15 protein-coding genes are annotated in these 16,801 nt (G+C 55.4%); 11 read left to right on the top strand and 4 right to left on the bottom strand.

Annotated features, from left to right (window positions below):
- Window positions 1-78 precede the first annotated feature (78 nt).
- From ACJSDX_RS03155 to ACJSDX_RS03130, 6 genes are all read left to right on the top strand, one after another.
- A complete protein-coding gene (locus ACJSDX_RS03155; RefSeq protein WP_407993452.1) occupies window positions 79-2,538 on the top strand; it encodes a TonB-dependent siderophore receptor in 2,460 nt (819 codons plus the stop codon).
- A gap of 257 nt (window positions 2,539-2,795) precedes the next feature.
- Complete coding sequence (locus tag ACJSDX_RS03150; RefSeq protein ID WP_407993451.1) at window positions 2,796-4,394, top strand: PepSY-associated TM helix domain-containing protein; 1,599 nt, start codon at window positions 2,796-2,798, stop codon at window positions 4,392-4,394.
- Window positions 4,391-4,681 (top strand): DUF3649 domain-containing protein, encoded by a 291-nt coding sequence (locus ACJSDX_RS03145; protein WP_309565937.1) that lies wholly within the window; start codon window positions 4,391-4,393, stop codon window positions 4,679-4,681. Before ACJSDX_RS03150 ends, ACJSDX_RS03145 begins: the two co-directional genes overlap by 4 nt.
- Window positions 4,678-5,481, top strand: a complete 804-nt coding sequence (locus tag ACJSDX_RS03140; protein ID WP_407993450.1) for a DUF3325 domain-containing protein — start codon at window positions 4,678-4,680, stop codon at window positions 5,479-5,481. Before ACJSDX_RS03145 ends, ACJSDX_RS03140 begins: the two co-directional genes overlap by 4 nt.
- Window position 5,482: 1 nt before the next feature.
- Window positions 5,483-5,818 carry a hypothetical protein gene (locus ACJSDX_RS03135; protein ID WP_407993449.1) on the top strand — a complete coding sequence of 112 codons (336 nt, stop codon included), beginning with the start codon at window positions 5,483-5,485 and terminating at the stop codon, window positions 5,816-5,818.
- A gap of 160 nt (window positions 5,819-5,978) precedes the next feature.
- Complete coding sequence (locus tag ACJSDX_RS03130; RefSeq protein WP_309565934.1) at window positions 5,979-6,215, top strand: DUF2789 domain-containing protein; 237 nt, start codon at window positions 5,979-5,981, stop codon at window positions 6,213-6,215.
- Window positions 6,216-6,228: 13 nt separating this feature from the next.
- Here the strand turns inward: ACJSDX_RS03130 and ACJSDX_RS03125 are convergent, their stop codons facing one another.
- Window positions 6,229-7,461 carry a Fic family protein gene (locus ACJSDX_RS03125; protein WP_407993448.1) on the bottom strand — a complete coding sequence of 411 codons (1,233 nt, stop codon included), beginning with the start codon at window positions 7,459-7,461 and terminating at the stop codon, window positions 6,229-6,231.
- A 270-nt stretch (window positions 7,462-7,731) separates the two neighbouring features.
- On the bottom strand, window positions 7,732-8,316 hold the full coding sequence (locus ACJSDX_RS03120) for an MSMEG_1061 family FMN-dependent PPOX-type flavoprotein (RefSeq protein ID WP_407993447.1): 585 nt from the start codon (window positions 8,314-8,316) through the stop codon (window positions 7,732-7,734).
- Window positions 8,317-8,462: 146 nt separating this feature from the next.
- Here ACJSDX_RS03120 and ACJSDX_RS03115 point away from each other — a divergent pair, with 146 nt between their 5' ends.
- From ACJSDX_RS03115 to ACJSDX_RS03095, 5 genes are all read left to right on the top strand, one after another.
- Window positions 8,463-8,957 (top strand): sigma-70 family RNA polymerase sigma factor, encoded by a 495-nt coding sequence (locus ACJSDX_RS03115; RefSeq protein WP_407993446.1) that lies wholly within the window; start codon window positions 8,463-8,465, stop codon window positions 8,955-8,957.
- 13 nt (window positions 8,958-8,970) lie between these two features.
- Window positions 8,971-9,933 carry a FecR domain-containing protein gene (locus tag ACJSDX_RS03110; protein WP_407993445.1) on the top strand — a complete coding sequence of 321 codons (963 nt, stop codon included), beginning with the start codon at window positions 8,971-8,973 and terminating at the stop codon, window positions 9,931-9,933.
- Between the two features lie 216 nt (window positions 9,934-10,149).
- Entirely contained in the window at window positions 10,150-13,308 is a 3,159-nt protein-coding gene (locus ACJSDX_RS03105; RefSeq protein ID WP_407993444.1) for a TonB-dependent receptor, read from the top strand.
- Window positions 13,309-13,540: 232 nt separating this feature from the next.
- On the top strand, window positions 13,541-14,320 hold the full coding sequence (locus tag ACJSDX_RS03100; RefSeq protein ID WP_407993443.1) for a HupA family protein: 780 nt from the start codon (window positions 13,541-13,543) through the stop codon (window positions 14,318-14,320).
- A gap of 111 nt (window positions 14,321-14,431) precedes the next feature.
- Window positions 14,432-15,841 carry a surface lipoprotein assembly modifier gene (locus ACJSDX_RS03095; RefSeq protein ID WP_407993442.1) on the top strand — a complete coding sequence of 470 codons (1,410 nt, stop codon included), beginning with the start codon at window positions 14,432-14,434 and terminating at the stop codon, window positions 15,839-15,841.
- A 286-nt stretch (window positions 15,842-16,127) separates the two neighbouring features.
- Here ACJSDX_RS03095 and ACJSDX_RS03090 read toward each other — a convergent pair whose 3' ends face one another.
- Both ACJSDX_RS03090 and ACJSDX_RS03085 read right to left on the bottom strand, forming a co-directional pair.
- Entirely contained in the window at window positions 16,128-16,430 is a 303-nt protein-coding gene (locus ACJSDX_RS03090; RefSeq protein ID WP_407993441.1) for a HigA family addiction module antitoxin, read from the bottom strand.
- A gap of 16 nt (window positions 16,431-16,446) precedes the next feature.
- Window positions 16,447-16,728, bottom strand: coding sequence for a type II toxin-antitoxin system RelE/ParE family toxin (locus ACJSDX_RS03085; RefSeq protein WP_407993440.1), 282 nt, complete (start codon window positions 16,726-16,728; stop codon window positions 16,447-16,449).
- Between the last annotated feature and the right edge of the window lie 73 nt (window positions 16,729-16,801).

Raw genomic sequence — 16,801 nt, 5'->3', positions numbered from 1 at the left:
ATTTCGCATTCGCTGTCCCTCCCTGCTTTTGATGCGTCATCGTTGATGAAGACAATACAACAGGGAGCACTACCTTAAATGCAACATTTTGACTCTAGGAGAAAGCCGTTGTCCGCAGCCATGCGGGTGGCGCTGGCTTTTTCATCCGTTTCCTTGCTTGCTTACGCATCATCCAGCCAGGCTGAACCTGCTGTGCAGGCTGAAAGTGTAAAGTTCTATGAGATTGCCGCCGGTTCCCTTACCGGCGTACTCAATAGCTACGCGCAAGCGGCGGGCGTGATTTTGTCGTTTGATCCTACCCTTACTTCAGGGAAAACCAGCTCCGGGCTTAAAGGCAGCTACACTATCAAGCAAGGCTTTGACCTAGTGTTGCGGAATTCCGGGCTGCAGGTGACACCGGCGGCGGATGGCGGCTACACATTGAAGAAAGTGCCGTTAGGCAGTATTTCATCAAGTCCTGATGTATTGCCGGAAATCTCCGTCAAGGCCGTGGCGGAAACCACGACTGTGACGGAAGGCACAGGTTCGTACACCACAAAAAGCATGAGCACTGCGACCAAGATGAACCTATCCTCCAGAGAAACGCCGCAATCTGTGAGCGTGCTGACGCGCCAGCAGATCGAGGACCAAGGCCTGATCACCTTGGACGACGCCGTACAGAACATCACCGGCTTGATCGTGCAGAAAGGCTATTACACAGGGGATTCAGGCGGCTTCTTCTCGCGGGGTTTCCAGATTTCCAACTTGTTGCTGGATGGCTTGCCAACCAGCACGGGGGCGAACGGTACGTTCAATGCCGATAACGACGCCCTGGATATCTACGACCGTGTGGAGGTCGTGCGCGGGGCTACAGGCCTGACCACCGGTGCCGGCACGCCATCGGCAGCGCTGAATCTCGTGCGCAAGCGGCCGACGGCGGAAGCGCAATCCAGCGTGACCTTGAGTGCGGGGAGCTGGAACAATTTCCGTGCGGTGCTGGATGCGAGCGGCCCGCTGAATGCCGCAGGCACCCTGCGTGGACGTACCGTGGTCACGGCACAGGATAACGATTACTTCTACGATGCTGCGCATGGGCGCAACCAGCAGTTTTATGGCATTTTGGAAGCAGACCTGGGCGATGCCACGGTCGCTGCGCTGGGCATACATTATCGCAGGGTAGATAACGACGGCCTGATTCCCGGCCAGCCTACCAATGCGGACGGCAGTTTTCTCTCCGGGCTCAAGCGCTCCACCAACCTTGCCAACGATTTCGACTATTGGAAACAAACGGACGTCACGTTATTCGCTGACTTGACCCACAAGTTTGCCAATGACTGGCAACTCAAGGCGGCTGCCGTCTGGAAGCGCCCGGAGCAGGACATGATGTTTTCAGGGCTGAGCCGCAACGGCGGCGTGCTCTACCAGAACAGCCAAAGCTACCGGCTAGATAACAAGCAGGATAGCTACGATGCCTCGCTCAATGGCCCATTTACCTTGTTCGGGCGCAGCCATGAATTGATGTTGGGCGCCAATTACCGCCAGTATGACAACAAGAACTGGGGCGGCTGGGCATCTTATAGCTGGTCGACCTCCGGCCCGGTGGTCGACCCCTACAACTGGAGTTCATCCAGCGTTGTTGAGCCGGGCATTAATATGTCGTTGTGGGAGATCGATACCACGACCCGGCAGAAAGGCGCTTATGCCGCGACACGCTTGAATATTGCCGACTCTCTCAAGGTTGTCCTGGGTGCGCGTTCCAATTGGTATGAAAACCAGAATCACCTGAAACACTCCGAATATAAGGTGACGCGAGAGATTACGCCTTATGCCGGCATTATTTACGATGTGAATGAAGCACACTCGGTCTATGCCAGCTGGACCGAGATTTTCGAGCCGCAAAGCAGCGTGGATAAGAGCGGCAACCTGCTTGATCCGATCACGGGCACCAATTATGAAGTGGGGGTGAAAGGGGAGTATTTTGGCGGCAGGCTGCATGCCAACCTGGCTACCTTTATCGTCAGACAGCAGAACCGCGCTGTCAACGACTTGAACGGCCCCAATCCTTGCCCAGGCACCACCGGGGGATATTGCCAGCGCGCCTCCGGCGAGGTGGAAAGCAAAGGCGTGGAGCTGGAAGTCAGCGGTGCGTTGACGCCAAACTTGCAGGTCATGACCGGCTATACCTATGTGGCGGCCAAATATACCAAGGATGACGACCCTGACAATATCGGCAGGCTGTATAACAGCAATTTGCCGCGCCACCAGTTCAAGCTGATGACGAATTACCGTCTGCCGGGCGAACTTTCACGCTGGCGCGTCGGCGGCAGTGTGTATGCGCAGAACAGCATCAAGGCGAACGACGACCCGCGTATCCAGCAATCTGCCTACGCGATTGTGGGGTTGAATGGCAGCTACACCTTGAACGAAAGAACGGAATTCCGCCTGAATATTAATAACTTGTTCGACAAGTATTATTACCAGACCATAGGCTGGGACACCGGGGGCAATGTATTCGGCACTCCCCGAAGCGTGTTGCTGACGGCACGCTACCGGTTCTAAGCTGTTACTATGATGCATACTTGGGATTGATATCCCCATCATGCAGGCCGCCTCTGTGCGGCCTGTTCGTTTTTATTGATGGCTAGGCAAAAAAATTTTGGGTTTGGGGTGTCCTTTTTGCATTCTCAAGTGTCATTACTAATAAGAGGGTAATATTTCGAAATATTGGCCCATCCGCATGATGGGCTGCCTCAATGAATATGCAAGGCGGATAGCGGCCCTATCCGCCTTTTGATTGAACCGAGCAAGGATTTGTCGTGAAAGAAGGTTTTCGCCAGAGCATGGCCTGGCTGCACACCTGGGTGGGCCTGCTGGTCGGCTGGGTGTTGTTTTTCGTATTCGTCACCGGGACGACGGGCTATGTGAACGCCGAAATTACGCGTTGGATGCAGCCGGAGCTGCCTCTGCCCAAGAAAGTGGTCGAGGTACCGTCCGCCCAGGTGCTGAAGCTAGGCCTGGACCGGCTCGAGCAGGTGGCGCCCGACGCCAAGATGTGGAGCATCACCTTGCCGCATCGCGGGCTGGCCGAGCGCACGGACCGTGAAGCCGGCATCGCCTGGGAAGACATGCCCCGTCCAGGGCTGGAGCGCGGGCGACGCGGCAACGAGAATTTCGACCCGGTGACCGGCGTTCCGGACCAGCCTGTGGAAGGCCGGGAGACCGGCGGCGGCTGGGAGCTGTATGAAATGCACTACGCGTTGCATTACATTGATTACGATGTCGCGTTCCGCATCGTCGGCGTATGCACCATGTTCATGCTGCTGGCGATCGTCAGCGGCGTGATTACGCACAAGAAGATTTTCAAGGACTTTTTCACCTTCCGCCCCGGCAAGGGCCAGCGCAGTTGGCTGGATGCGCACAACCTGGTGAGCGTCATGGCATTGCCGTTCTTCCTCATGATCACCTACAGCGGGCTGGTGTTCTTCGCATTCCAGTACATGCCGACCGTGAAGGACACCTTGTACGGCTCCTCGGAAAAGCAATTGCGCCAGCTGTACGACGAACTGTTCAAGCGCGACCCGGTGGATAAGGTCTTCGAACCGGTGAAGCGCCCTGCCGCTTCCGTGGAGAATATGATCGCGACGGCCCAGGCGGCCTGGGGCAAGGTGCCGGTCGCCACAGTGATGTTGCGCCACCCTGCCGCCGAAGGGCCGTACGTGGAGATCATCGGCGATTACTCCACCACGCTCAACCGCGGCTTTCCGCCCAAATTGCGTTTCGATGCGGTGACGGGCGAGCCGGTGGAATTCGACAATGAGACCAATGCCTCCATGCTGACGCGCAACGTGATGTTGGCCTTGCACGAAGGGCATTTTGCCGGCTGGTGGCTGCGCTGGCTGTATTTCCTCTCCGGCGTGCTCGGCTGCGCGATGATAGGCACCGGCCTCGTATTGTGGACGGTGAAGCGTCGCAACAACTACCTAGGCAAACACGGCGGCACGCCGGGCTTCGGCCACCGCCTGGTGGAAGTGCTCAACGTCGGCACCATCGTCGGCCTGCCCGTGGCCGTGGCCGCGTATTTCTGGGCCAACCGCCTGTTGCCGATAGAAATGGCGGATCGCGGCGAATGGGAAATGCATTGCCTGTTTGCCGCCTGGGGCTGGATGTTCATCTATGCCGGCCTGCGCCCTCTCAAGCGCTCCTGGCTGGAAAGCCTGTATATCGCCGTGGCGGTGTTCGGCCTGATCCCGGTGCTGAATTTCCTCACCACCGACAAGCACCTGGGCGTCACGCTGCTGCATGGCGACTGGGTGCTGGCGGGCTTCGACCTGACCATGCTGGCGTTTGCCGCCGCCTTCGCCTATATCGCCCATAAGCTTAAGAAGAGGTGGCTCAAGCAGGAGGGCAAGGCATGAGCGAAACGGCACGTTACCGCCTGGCGGTCGCCTCGCGCATAGTGGCCGCGGTCGTCGCCGGCTACGCCCTGGCTTCCGCGGTATCCATATTGTTCGCGCTGTTGCTGCCGGTCTCCAAGGCCGAGGCCGTGCTGGCTTCCACCATGTTGAGCTTTGCCGTCTATGCGGGCATCGTCATCTGGGTGTTTCATGCGCGCAGCGCGACGCGGGCCTGGATCGGCCTGCTGGTTCCCCTGGCCGTGATTTCGCTGGCTTGCTGGCTATTGATGCCGGGAGGCGCCGCATGACCGCATACCATGTCGCCGTGTTGCTGTTCGCCCTGGCAGGCTTTGCCGCGCTGGCCGCCAGCATGGAGAAGCACGGCAGGGAGCTGACCGGAAGAGAATTGAGCGCTGGCCAGCGCAAGTGGGTCTACTGGCTGGGCTGGAGCCTGCTGGCAATCGCATTGGCATGCGGCGTGGCGGGATGGCGCTGGAATATCGGCCCGGTGGTGCTGCTTGGCTGGCTGAGCGTGGTGGGCGTGCTGATCGCGTTCATGCTGCCCTGGTGGCCTCTGCAGCCGAAGCATGCGCCGCGCAAGGAAAAGCCGCTGCCGCAACTGCAGGATACAGTCCTGTCCTTGCCGTTGCGGGCCTTGCTGGTCCTGGCGTTGCTTGCCGTACCGGCATGGGTGGTGTTCAATGCCTGGAAAATGTCGGAGCAGGCTGTGCTGCGCGAGGACGCCATTCACGGCAAGATCGGTCCCTGGACGTTCGTGATCGCCGAAGAAAGCCAGGACGGCCCGGAATTCTTTGCCGGCAAGACGCCGGTCAAGGAATTCCATCTGCGCTTCTGCGAAGCCTGCGATGGCGAAATTCGCGCAGCCTACCTGAAGATACGCAAGCCGCGCTCCCTGCGTGCTGCAGGCCTGGCGTTCCAGGGTGCAAGGTGGACGAGGGAAGTGGCCATTTACATTCCTCCCGCTGCCACGCTGGAAGACCAGATCTGGCTGACGGTGGAAAGCAAGCGCGGCGAGGTGTATCACCAGGCCTTCGATATCGAGCGGCTATCTCCCGCCACCGCCAAGTTCATCAAGGAGAAGCGATAGCATGCAAGTTGGCAAAACCTTCATTTCCCGTATCCTCGTCCTGCTGGCTTTGCTGGGCAGCTCGCCGGCATGGGCGCACGGCGTGCATATCCCGATAGGCAAATGCTGGGCGGAAGCCAAGGAAATCGTCTGCGAGGGCGGCGAATCCGACGGCCATCCGCTGCTCAACGCGCTGGTGGAAGTGATCGACTACAACGAAAACATGCAGTTTTCCGGCAAGCTGGACGACCATTCCCGCATCCGTTTCAAGCGCCCCCAAGGCGAGTTCTACATCCTGATTGATGCGGGGCCGGGACAAGTGATCGAAATCGACTGGAAGGACATCAAGGGCGTTTAGCGCGGCTGGCACAATGCTCCTGGTGTCCCGCACGCTTGCAGGCCGCTCTTGCTTCCGATGTAGGCGTAGCGCTGATTGAACGGCATCACCGCCTATGCTTAAATCGACGGGTGATTGACCTGTGCAATGTTCACCAACGATTTGAGACGAGGTGCCACCCATGAGCCAGACCTTCCACCCTTTTTCCGAACTGTTTGCCCAGCTTGGCCTTCCCACCGATGAATTGGGCATCCGCCGGTTTCTCGCCGAACACTCTCCCCTGCCTCATGACGTTCTATTGCCTGACGCCCCTTTCTGGACGCCCGCACAGGCAGCCTTCCTGCGCGAAGGCTGGCTACAGGATGCCGACTGGGCCGAAGTGATCGACCAGCTCAATATCGCATTGCGTCCGAGCTGACTGGCAGATGATGTCATCGTGAGTTTGCCGGACGATATATTTGAGCTTCGGCCTCGGGCCAGAGGTTGGGGAATAGAAAACGCAGGCTACGCAGAGGAATGCCAAAATAGATTTTGCCTTTTGGGGTATCAGAACGTAGCAGCCCATAGTCCAGCAACGATTTGAGAGCGCGTTCGGCCGTTCGGTCCGACATGCCGGTCATGGGCTTGAACTGACCGCGCTCCATGGGACCATTGATCGCAATATAGTGTAAGGGGATCAGGGTTTCTTTGCGCAAGCCTGTTCCGGATTTCGCGCCTTCGAACGACAATAGCGCATCCAAACGCTCCCTGAATTCGGCTAGGTTGAGCATGCGCCCCATAAACTGTGCCTGGTCCAGACAAATCTGCAGAAAGAATTCGGCAAAGCGGACCAGACCCTGTTCAGACAGTGCCCCACGCCCATCGTAATCACCTTGCCGTGGTTCATCGGCATCGACGAGGCGGGCGTAATATTCCTCATGGCGTCGTGCGAGCCCCCGCATCGGGGACCATAGCCCATTGGTCAGGCCCATGTTGTGCAGGGCAAGATGTGAATGCAGCCTGGTGACGCGGCCATTGCCATCCCGGAAAGGATGTATCCAGGCTAGCCGGTGATGTGCGCAGGCCAACCCTATGAGCGCATGCTCGCCGTCAGGCAGTTTGCTGTAGGCTGCCTGCCAGCGCTGAAGAAAAAGGGGGAGCGATTCAACTGTGGTTGCCATATGCATGCCCACCTTTACTGTATGATCGCGCAGCATGCCTTCATTGACTGGCTCCCCGCTATCGGTGACCCTGTCCTCTATTGGCAATCCTTCATACAGGTGACGGTGCAGGCTGCAAATCACATCGGGCGCGAAAGTATTTCTCCAGTCAGCGGCGGCATATGTATTTTCTGCCCATTGCTCCGTGTCGAGATGGGCGAGCGCCAGGCGTTGCCGCCTGGCTTTGTCCGGGTTCGAAGAAAATCGCGAATGCAAGGCATCCTCGATATCCGCAGGTAGTGTTTGCTGGCCCTCGATCTTGTTGGTGTAATAGGAGTTCATTGCGCGCAGCAATGGCGTTAGGCTGGTATGCAGGCCGGGCATGGCGTTGCCGCCGAGCTTCCAGCAAGCGGTTTGCAGTTGATGTGCTAATGACAGCAGCGGTTCAAGTTTCGCTTGTGAAGGAAACAGTGGTTCGAATTGTTCAATCCCAGAAGCTGCAGGGGCGCGGATGATTGAGCTCATATTGGCGAAAGTTTATTTAAATGATTTAAAAATTATATATTGAAAAACAATAACTTGAAAATTAATTTAATCAGTATGGCGGAACTTTTGACGGATATTTTGGCGAAAATGGCAATGACGGGGTTTGATGGCGGCACTGAGTACTAAACCCTGGTTAGGCATTCTGCCGCAGGCAGTGCGATTGATACGGCAAGGCAGGATGTCAAAAGGACGTTATTAGCCGCCCCTAGTACAAATTCTTCTTCGCATCATGGTCCAGCGCCAGGTCGATCAGCTTGGCCGGGACAAATAGCTTGTACTGATCCTTGGCATCTGCCCCAGGGTGGGAAACTCCTTCCGGCTGATCTGCTTGTCCGTATTCCACAGTTCCGAGCGCCGCAACGCCTTGGAGCAATGCATATACACCTCCTTCACCTCCACCATGATCACGGCACGCGGCGGCTTGCTTTGGTGCACGAAGCGCTGCATGAGGTTCTCATCCAGGGTAATGGACGCCACGCCGTTGATGCGCAGCATTTCATGAATGCCCGGCAGGAAGAACAGCATGCCCACCCCAGGCGAAACAAGGATGTTGGTCAGCGTATCCAGCCGGTTGTTGCCCGGCCGGTCTGGAAAGGCAATGTGCCGGTCATCCAGCACATGGACGAACCCCGGTTCCCCGCCGCGCGGCGAAAGGTCGCCCAGGCCCTCCTGCCCATGCGAGCTGATGCAGAAAAAAGGCGATAGCCCGATAAACCTGCGACTATGTTCGTCCAGACCGGGCAATGCCTTGTCGCGGATGGCTTTGGCTGGCTCATCGTAAATAGCCCTGAGCTCCGACAGGGAGGAAATGGCAGTAATGCCGGGCAATGACATGGCATGCTCCTGAGTAAAAGTGATTGCATGGGAGATTGACCGTAGTTTATCATGATGTTAATAGTTCTTATTTGCGATAATCGCGGCGAATTGTCACTCCATGCTGACAGTTCATATTCATATCCAAGAATGAGTGCATAACTGAAATGACAATCTGTCATGTGGAGCAGCTATATAGCCATTACCGTGGCTGGCTGCATAATTGGCTGCGCGGGAAACTGGGCTGCAGCGAGCAGGCGGCGGATCTGGTGCAGGACACCTTTATCCGCGTGATGGCGGCGCGGCCCAATATCGCCAATCTCGGACAGCCTCGGGCCTATCTTTCTTCCATTGCCAGGAATCTGGTCATCGATCACTGGCGGCGCAAGGAGCTGGAGCAGGCCTATCTGGCGGCCATCTCTCTGCTTCCCGAGCAGGAAGCGCCTTCGCCCGAGCAGTCCCTGCTGGTGCTCAAGGCGCTGGAGCAGGTGGACAGAGTGCTGCAATCCCTGCCGCCCGCCACCAGGCAGGTGTTCCTGCTTTCCCAGCTGGACGGAATGACCTATGCCGCGATTGCCGAACGGATGAATTGTTCGGTGCCCACCATCAAGCGCCACATGCACAAGGCGTTCATCGCCTGCATGCAGGTAGAGCCGCTATAGGAGGCCAGCCGCCATGAAACCTGTCGATATCGATCCGACCATCCTGGAGCAAGCTGCGGATTGGCTGGTGCAAATGCATTCCGGGGAAACCGCAGCGGTCAACAATGCCGAGATAGCGCGGTGGCGCGCACAAAGCGAGCAGCATGAAGTGGCGTGGCAGCGGGCGCAGCAATTCATCGGCATCGTCCATACCCTGCCGCCGGAACTGGGAAAGACCGCGTTGCAGCGCCCGGTTTCCCCTGCCCGCCGCCGCGCAATCAAGAAACTCGCCGTATTGCTGGCGCTCAGTCCGGCAGCCTGGCAGGCATGGAAGGCGCAGCCCTGGCTTGAATACACCAGCGATTATCATGCGGCCACCGGCAGGCAGCGGCATGTCACGCTTGCTGACGGCACGGCGCTCCTCCTCAACACGGCAACCAGCGTAGACGTCATCTATGACCGGCATCAACGGCTTGTATGGCTGAAGCAAGGCGAGCTGCATATCACCACCGCTGCCGACTCAAGCGGCATGGACCGCCCATTCAGGGTGCAGACCAGGGATGGCGTGGCGCGTGCGCTGGGCACCCGATTCAGCATCCGGCAACTGGAACATGGCAGCCATCTTGCCGTATTTGAAAGCGCGGTCGAAGTCACCCCCAGATCCAGGCCGGACCGCAAGGCCATCATCCAGGCAGGCCAGCAAACGGAATTCGGCGAGATGGCGATGCAGAACGCCAGGCCCGTCGCCCATGCCCAGGAGGCGTGGACGCAAGGCATGCTGGTCGTGCGCGACCAGCCGCTTGCCGCCGTGGTTGACGAGCTACGGCGCTATCATGTGGGCGTACTGCGCTGCCATCCCGACATTGCCGATCTGCGTGTCTCAGGTACCTTTCCGCTCATGGAGGTCGGCCGCAGCCTCAACCTCCTGCAAAGCACCCTGCCTGTAAGCGTGACCAGGGTTTCGCCTTACTGGGTCAGCCTGGTTCCTTTGGCTTGAGGGCCAACTGATCAAGACCCAGGTTGTGATCCAGCTTTTCCTTATCCTCCGCCATTCCGGTAAGTAGGCAAAATATCGCTCCAATCGGCTTCGCTAGCCACACTGATTCAGCATTTCAGGCATTAATGATTCTCATTGTGATCCTTTTTTGTTTCCGGTTCGTCTTATTGAAGTAAGCAAAATTTTTATAACTCAACAGGAAGCAAGGAAATTGAAATGGGGAAATCGTCCAACCAAGGCGATGACAAGCCGCTGCAGGCAATGCGGCATCAGTTGATTCAGGGCGCCGTGGCTGGCGTGCTGGCCGGGATGGTGGCAGCCATGACCGCGGCGCATCCGGCCATGGCGGCCGATTTGGCAGGGGAAGTCAGGCAATACAGTATCCCGGCAGGATCGCTGCACGACGTCCTGACCTCCTATACCGTCACCAACAAGATCGCGTTGTCGTTCGATCCCGCATTGGTCGCGGACAAGCAAAGCGCGGGCCTACAAGGCAGCTATTCGCCGCGCGCAGGCCTGGAGCAAATACTCCAAAACAGCGGCCTGGGGCTGATGCCCAGAGGGGAGGACGGATACACCCTGTACAAGCTGTCCCCCACGGTGCCTAACCAAGCGGCTACTGCAAAAACGTCTGCAGGCGTGATGTTGGAAGAGGTCGAGGTCAAGGCGCTGCGGCCAGACGAAGAGCAAAAACGCGCCGTCTACCGGCAATCCGTGTCCACCATCTATATGGATGATACCAACTTCACCAAGTTCAAGGGCAGCAACGTCGCCGACATCTTCCGCGGGCAAGTGGGCGTCTACAGCGGCGACGCGCGCAACGGCGACGTGCTCGACCCCAACATTCGCGGCATACAGGGCCAGGGCCGCATCCCCTTGACCATAGACGGCACCGAGCAGTCCATCACCAAGAGCAAGGGTTTTTATGTCGGGGCGAACAATGCCAACTACATAGACCCCAACCTGATCGCGGGCGGCACCGTGGTCAAGGGCGCGGCGATCGACCGCAACGTGCAAACCGCCAGCGGCGGCGGCATTGCGTTACGTACCATCGGTGCACAGGACATCCTCAAGCCGGGCCAGCGCTTCGGCGTGCGGCTCAGGATAGACGGCGAGACCAACACCACCAGCCCTCGCTTCCCCGATACGATGCCGGAAGGACAGGTATATCACGTCAACAATGGTGCCGAGGCAACGCAGTTGATGCAGGAGTTTAGCAACCGCTATCCAACCAATATGACGCCTCGCGACAACCCTACATTGTTCAACTCCAAGTCCGGTTCGGCAATGGCGGCCGTTGCGTGGCAGAACGAGGATTTCAACTTCCTGGCAGCCTACAGCTACCGCAAGCGCGGCAATTACTTCGCCGGCAGGCATGGCGCCGAGAAATACCAGAATGCCGGCATGTACAGCAATAGCCTGCCTCAGCAATACACTACCACGGCTTCTATTGCCGAGTTCTACAAAGCCGGCAAGGAGGTCACCAATACCAGTAGCGAGGCCGAATCGTTCCTAGCAAAAGGGGAATGGAACATTACGGACGACATGTTGCTCGGCTTTGGCGTGCGCACGACGGAAATGCATACCGGCGCTATTTCTCCAACTGCCATCCGCAACGTGACCGAGGCGCAGCTGGCAAGCGGGCAAGTGTTTCAATGGCCGGAAGGCGAGTCGAAACAGAAAGCCTACAACCTAGATTATGCCTGGAAGCCGGAAGATAACCGCTTTGTCGATTTGCAGGCCAAGCTCTGGAAGACAGAGACCAATTCTGACGATTTTTCCGGGCGCGGCGTATTGAACGGATTGGTGGAGATCGTGCCTGACAGCGAATATATCAGTGCGCAATCTAACCGGTTGGACGTACAGAACGACCGCACCGGATTTTCCATCAGCAATAAATTCCAGTTGCATGACACCTTGAGCCTGCTGGTAGGCGGCAACTACCAGTATGAAACCCTGGACGTGAATGCCAGGTGGGCAGGCAATGTGCGCGGAGGCCAGCGGCACGAAAACGACATTTACTTCAATTTCAATTGGCAGCCGCTGAGCTGGCTGGAACTGGATGCAGGCTCCAAGCGCCGGGCTTTTTCCATGAAAGATAAAGGGTACCTTGAGTATCTAAAAAATAACCCTGGCGAAGCGGAGCGTCGTGAAAATCCGCTTGCGGCTATACCTTTTATGGTGACTGTAAAAGCCGAAAGTCAAACACGGTTAAGGAATGTTTTAAGAAGTAATTACAATTATCTCTCATACTCAGCTTATACCACGGCCGCTGAGCTAGATAACTATTTGAATAAAGTCTATCGGATGGATACCTTCTCGGTAGCAACTTATGTACAAGTGGATAGCGATGGCAAGCTGACGGGAAATGGCCTGAGTGATCTGCAGAGCAAACTAGATGCTACTTATGGCGCAGGGGTGGTTACTGTCGCCGATCTGGATTTATCGAGTATGTCGGTACTTAATTCGGCCTACCTGCAGTTGAGCGATGCGCATCGTGCAGCTCCAAACGGTAAGGTCAAGGAGACAGACTGGGTGCCATCTTTTGGCGTGACTTTTAAAGGATTACATTCGCGCCTGTATTTCCGTTATGCCCAGGATATCCGCATGCCTTCACTCGCCGAGGGTACGCAGGGTGGTTATATTGCGGTGTTATATAACCGAGATTATTTGGGTTTCGACCCTTTGCAGCCTGAAAAGTCGCGCAACATCGAGGTCGGCCTGAGCCATGATTTCAGCCGTTTCTTTAAGCAAGGTACGGTAGCGGATGCCAAGATCGCTTATTTTGACCAGAACACAAAGAATGTAATCGACACGGTGGTAGCAGGCGGCAGGTTTATTTCAGCCAATCTGGACCAGCAAAAAATAAAGGGGGTGGAATTCCAGAGCCGTTTCGACAATGGCCGTTTCTTTGCCGACTTCAGCGCCATCAAGAATCTCAAGAATGAGGTCTGCGACAAGACCGAAGCCATCCAATATTCAAGCTACCCAGGAGAGATTTCTGAATGTGTTAATTATGGTTTTCCGCACGGTATTTTGCTTAATACCAAGCAACCTGAACACTCCCTCAATCTGATATTGGGCAGCCGTTTGTTTGACAACAGGCTGGAATTCGGTACCCGGGTGACTTATTTCACAACTTATGACCGGGAAACCCAATACACCAGATTGACCAGCAACCTGGTCGGAATGCCGGTGAACTGGGCATCCACTACGGTGGTAGACGCCTATGCGAATTATCAGATCACCAAAAATACCTTGGTCGAGTTTTCCGCGATGAACCTGACGGATCGCTATTATGTGGACCCGCTCGCGCGTAGTTGGATGCCTGCCCCAGGCAGGACGGTGCGGATCGGGTTGCGTATCGACATATAGCGTGGTCGCCAGTTGCCTAAATAAGCAATGAAATGCCTGGGAGGCAGGCATAAAGCAGTTAGGAATGGTAGTGATGCAGTTTGTTCCCCCTGGAGTTACGGTTTGTAATCCGCTGCGTTATTGCCAATTTTTAATAACAACAAAAAATAATAAAAATCATTATGAGAATTATTTTTCAGATTACGCCTGACTTGAAAAGGCATTTATCCACATAAAACTAGGAAAGGAAGTAATGATGAAAAAGTTATCTTTGGCTTCGTTGGTTTTATTAACTGTCTCCAGCGTGAGCTTCGCAGCTGGTGAAAATGTAGAGGGTTTTACTACAAATGGTGGCTTGGTGAAGATAGGCCCATCGGTGTTTACAGGACCTACTCATGGTGCTGCAAATGAGCCTGGCATCGGCGTCTATTCGGTTGGCAACGGTCTTGCTGTTAATGCCCATGTTTTGTATGACACCCTGCGTACATCTATAGATAGCAATGGCATCGCCACGATTTCCGGCGGCACAGGCAGCCATGCAGGGATGGGTACTTGGGCTCTTGGCAGGGTTACCGGTAGCGATAGCAACAGGGTCTATTTTGGAGTATGGGAAGGTGTTTCACCGTCCAATTCTTCTGTTCCTGTCTATGCTGCTTATGTGGTGGGCGACAATGTGACTCGAAGCTTGGATTCCGTCAAAGGAAATTCTTATAACTACACTACCAGTGGCGTAGGCCAAGGTAATGAATTTTATACCGGTACATTGACTGCCAATTTTGCTTCAAATGGAACAAGCGGCACACTGACAGGCAGTATTGCTAGCGCAAACACTACCATTACATTGGATAGTGGCACTGATATATTCATTGTAGGAAGTGGGGCAACAGCTACTGCAAGGTTTGCAGGCTCAGCCAATAGTGATGCTTATTACATTGATGGTTTGTTCTATGGTAACAGCGCCCAGGCATTGGCTGGTACGGCTGACCATGCAACAGATGCAAGCAAGAGCGTCGGTTTTGCTGGCACTCGCTAATTGATTCTCTAGTCGTGTAAGTACAAGCCTTCGGGCTTGTACTTTTCATCGATGTCGTCAGACTGAGGTTAGCACTTGAAAGCCCTCTTCCCCTCCCTGATTTGCCTATGCTTGTCGTCCATATCATGGGCCAATGATTTTCTCGATAATAGTTCCAACCAGTGGCAGTTGATTGACCAGGCGCGTGACCGGCTCGATAACAGTCGCGGCCAGCCCACGCTTGAGGAGCTGATTCAGCCAGAGCCTGTGTTCACATTGGATGACGATCAGAGCAGCGTCGCTGCATTGGAGCAGGAAATATTCAATCAGATCAATCAGCAGAATTGGCCGCGGGTGAAGAGCCTCATGAGCCATTACCTGGTTTCGCCGCGTCGCGATCCCAGTTTGATAGCCTATGTAGAAGCCAACCTGGCCGAAGCCCAAGGCAATTTACCTCTGGCGCTGGAGAAATATGAGCGCGTGTTGTCCTACCTGCCGCAATTTACCCGGGGGAAAATGGATTATGCGCGGGCCTTGTTCAAGAATAGCGAGGATAAAGAGGCCAAGCAGATTTTCCTTTCGGTATTGACGCCCGACCTGCCAATGGCGGTGCAGAGCAATATCAATTTATATCTGGACGCGCTGGAAAAGCGTAATGAGTGGAAATTCTATGCGGCCCTGGATTATTTCAAGGACGACAACATCAACCTGACTTCCGACGCGTCGCTCTGCCTGCTTTCAATCGGCAATGATCTATGCGCGGCCCGGTGGTCTGCGCCCAAGGCGTTGCCGAGCCATGGGGTGAATTACACGTTGACGGCGGAGAAGTTCACGCCCTTGAAAGGCCGCCATGGCCTGATGTTCCGTTCGCTCGTCTATGGTTCCGACTATACGCAGGATAATCTGTACAACATCGGGCTATGGAATGTAGCGCTGGGTTATGCCTATCGCACGCCCAAACATCGCTTGTTTATCGCGCCTACCTTTGAGGCATATTGGCAAAGCAACCGCAGGCTTTACACTGCGGGAGGACTGATGGCCGAAGCGCGCAGCCAGATCACGCCCAATTGGCAGAATACCCTGACCATCAACTGGCAGGATATCCGTTACGTGAGGGATGAGGAAAAGGATAACGACGCCCGGCAATACCTGGTGACGTTGAATCAGCTATATGCGCTTTCCAATAAAACATTGTTGTTCGGCGGCGTGGATTACATTCGCCGCAAGCTGGATTTCCCGGTTGCCAGCTTTCATCGTTCCGGCGTGCGGGTGGGTATATTCCACACCTTCAACTCATGGTTGGACGTGACCATGTCAGCATCCAGGCGCTGGCGTAAATATGACGAATACAACGCCCTTTTCGGTGGGTTAAGGAAGGATACCGAGGATTTCTACAGCCTGGCGTTGGGTTTCCCCGGCTTGCAGGTGCAGGGCATCAAGCCTTCACTTTACGTGCAACATTACGACACCGAAAGCACGCTGCCGCTGTTTTTCTCCTATCGCCGGACACAGGCCGGGATCAGGATGGAAAAGTCGTTCTGAGTGCCGTGCGGTAATTGTTCGTGTCGATCATCGGGTGCGGATTGATTTGTAGTTGATGGCTATCTTGGCTTTTGTGCCGGGCTAGGCATGGCTGGAAATATAGAGGTGAACGCAACGTAGGAGGAGATGCCGGATTGAATCCGGCATGACAAAGAGAGAGAATTTTTACCGGGAATGACTGTTTCACTTGTCATTCCGGGCTCGACCCGGAATCTCGTCATTAGGCTGTAAATGGTAATGAGCGCTGCCAGGGTATGCTGCGGGCGAATGGCAAAGGCATAACGGGTTAAACGCGCGCGGGTTCAAATTTACGGATGCGCTCCAGTACATCGGCCATGCGTTCCTTTGCGATGATGGCATCGTAATCGAATTGCAGGCCGATCCAGAATGCATCGGATGTGCCAAAGAACTTGGATAGCCGCAGCCCGGTGTCTACAGAGATGGCGCGAGTTCCCGCCACGATGTCGCCAATGCGGCGTTGAGGCACGCCAATTTCTTTTGCCAGCCGGTATTGCGTGATGCCCATCGGCTTGATGAATTCATGCAGCAGGATTTCGCCGGGGTGCGGCCATTTGACTTCACGTGTCATGATGAACTCCTTTCTTTCAATGGTAATTGACGATTTCGACATCCTTTGGCCCTGTGGCAGACCATACGAAGCATATGCGCCATTGGTCGTTGATGCGGATGCTATATTGGCCTGCCCGGTCGCCTTCCAAGGCTTCGAGTCGATTTCCTGGCGGAATCCGTAAGTCTTCGAGTAGCGCGGCACGGTTGAGCATCGCCAGCTTGCGTAGCGCTACTGTTTCGATATTGACAAAACGCCGTGTGCGCTTGCCGTCAAATATGGATTCGGTATCCCGACATTTAAAGGATAGTATCGCCATGCGTTAATAGTATCGTATGGCGATACTATCGTAAAGTGATAGTAATATTGAATTCCAGATTTTACTTGTGAAT

The sequence above is a fragment of the Methylobacillus draconifructus genome (assembly GCF_045984355.1).
GTDB lineage: Bacteria > Pseudomonadota > Gammaproteobacteria > Burkholderiales > Methylophilaceae > Methylobacillus > Methylobacillus flagellatus_A.
Note: the sequence above shows the minus strand (reverse complement) of the source record. Positions and strands in the feature narration are given on the sequence as shown.

Excerpts from the sequence above, each read along its gene's own strand:
- ACJSDX_RS03155 (WP_407993452.1), top strand. The coding sequence starts at position 79 with ATGCAACATTTTGACTCTAGGAGAAAGCCGTTGTCCGCAGCCATGCGG.
- ACJSDX_RS03085 (WP_407993440.1), bottom strand. The coding sequence starts at position 16,728 with ATGGCGATACTATCCTTTAAATGTCGGGATACCGAATCCATATTTGAC.
- ACJSDX_RS03125 (WP_407993448.1), bottom strand. The coding sequence starts at position 7,461 with ATGAGCTCAATCATCCGCGCCCCTGCAGCTTCTGGGATTGAACAATTC.
- ACJSDX_RS03105 (WP_407993444.1), top strand. The coding sequence starts at position 10,150 with ATGGGGAAATCGTCCAACCAAGGCGATGACAAGCCGCTGCAGGCAATG.
- ACJSDX_RS03130 (WP_309565934.1), top strand. The coding sequence starts at position 5,979 with ATGAGCCAGACCTTCCACCCTTTTTCCGAACTGTTTGCCCAGCTTGGC.
- ACJSDX_RS03135 (WP_407993449.1), top strand. The coding sequence starts at position 5,483 with ATGCAAGTTGGCAAAACCTTCATTTCCCGTATCCTCGTCCTGCTGGCT.
- ACJSDX_RS03100 (WP_407993443.1), top strand. The coding sequence starts at position 13,541 with ATGATGAAAAAGTTATCTTTGGCTTCGTTGGTTTTATTAACTGTCTCC.
- ACJSDX_RS03120 (WP_407993447.1), bottom strand. The coding sequence starts at position 8,316 with ATGTCATTGCCCGGCATTACTGCCATTTCCTCCCTGTCGGAGCTCAGG.
- ACJSDX_RS03145 (WP_309565937.1), top strand. The coding sequence starts at position 4,391 with ATGAGCGAAACGGCACGTTACCGCCTGGCGGTCGCCTCGCGCATAGTG.
- ACJSDX_RS03140 (WP_407993450.1), top strand. The coding sequence starts at position 4,678 with ATGACCGCATACCATGTCGCCGTGTTGCTGTTCGCCCTGGCAGGCTTT.
- ACJSDX_RS03090 (WP_407993441.1), bottom strand. The coding sequence starts at position 16,430 with ATGACACGTGAAGTCAAATGGCCGCACCCCGGCGAAATCCTGCTGCAT.
- ACJSDX_RS03115 (WP_407993446.1), top strand. The coding sequence starts at position 8,463 with ATGACAATCTGTCATGTGGAGCAGCTATATAGCCATTACCGTGGCTGG.
- ACJSDX_RS03110 (WP_407993445.1), top strand. The coding sequence starts at position 8,971 with ATGAAACCTGTCGATATCGATCCGACCATCCTGGAGCAAGCTGCGGAT.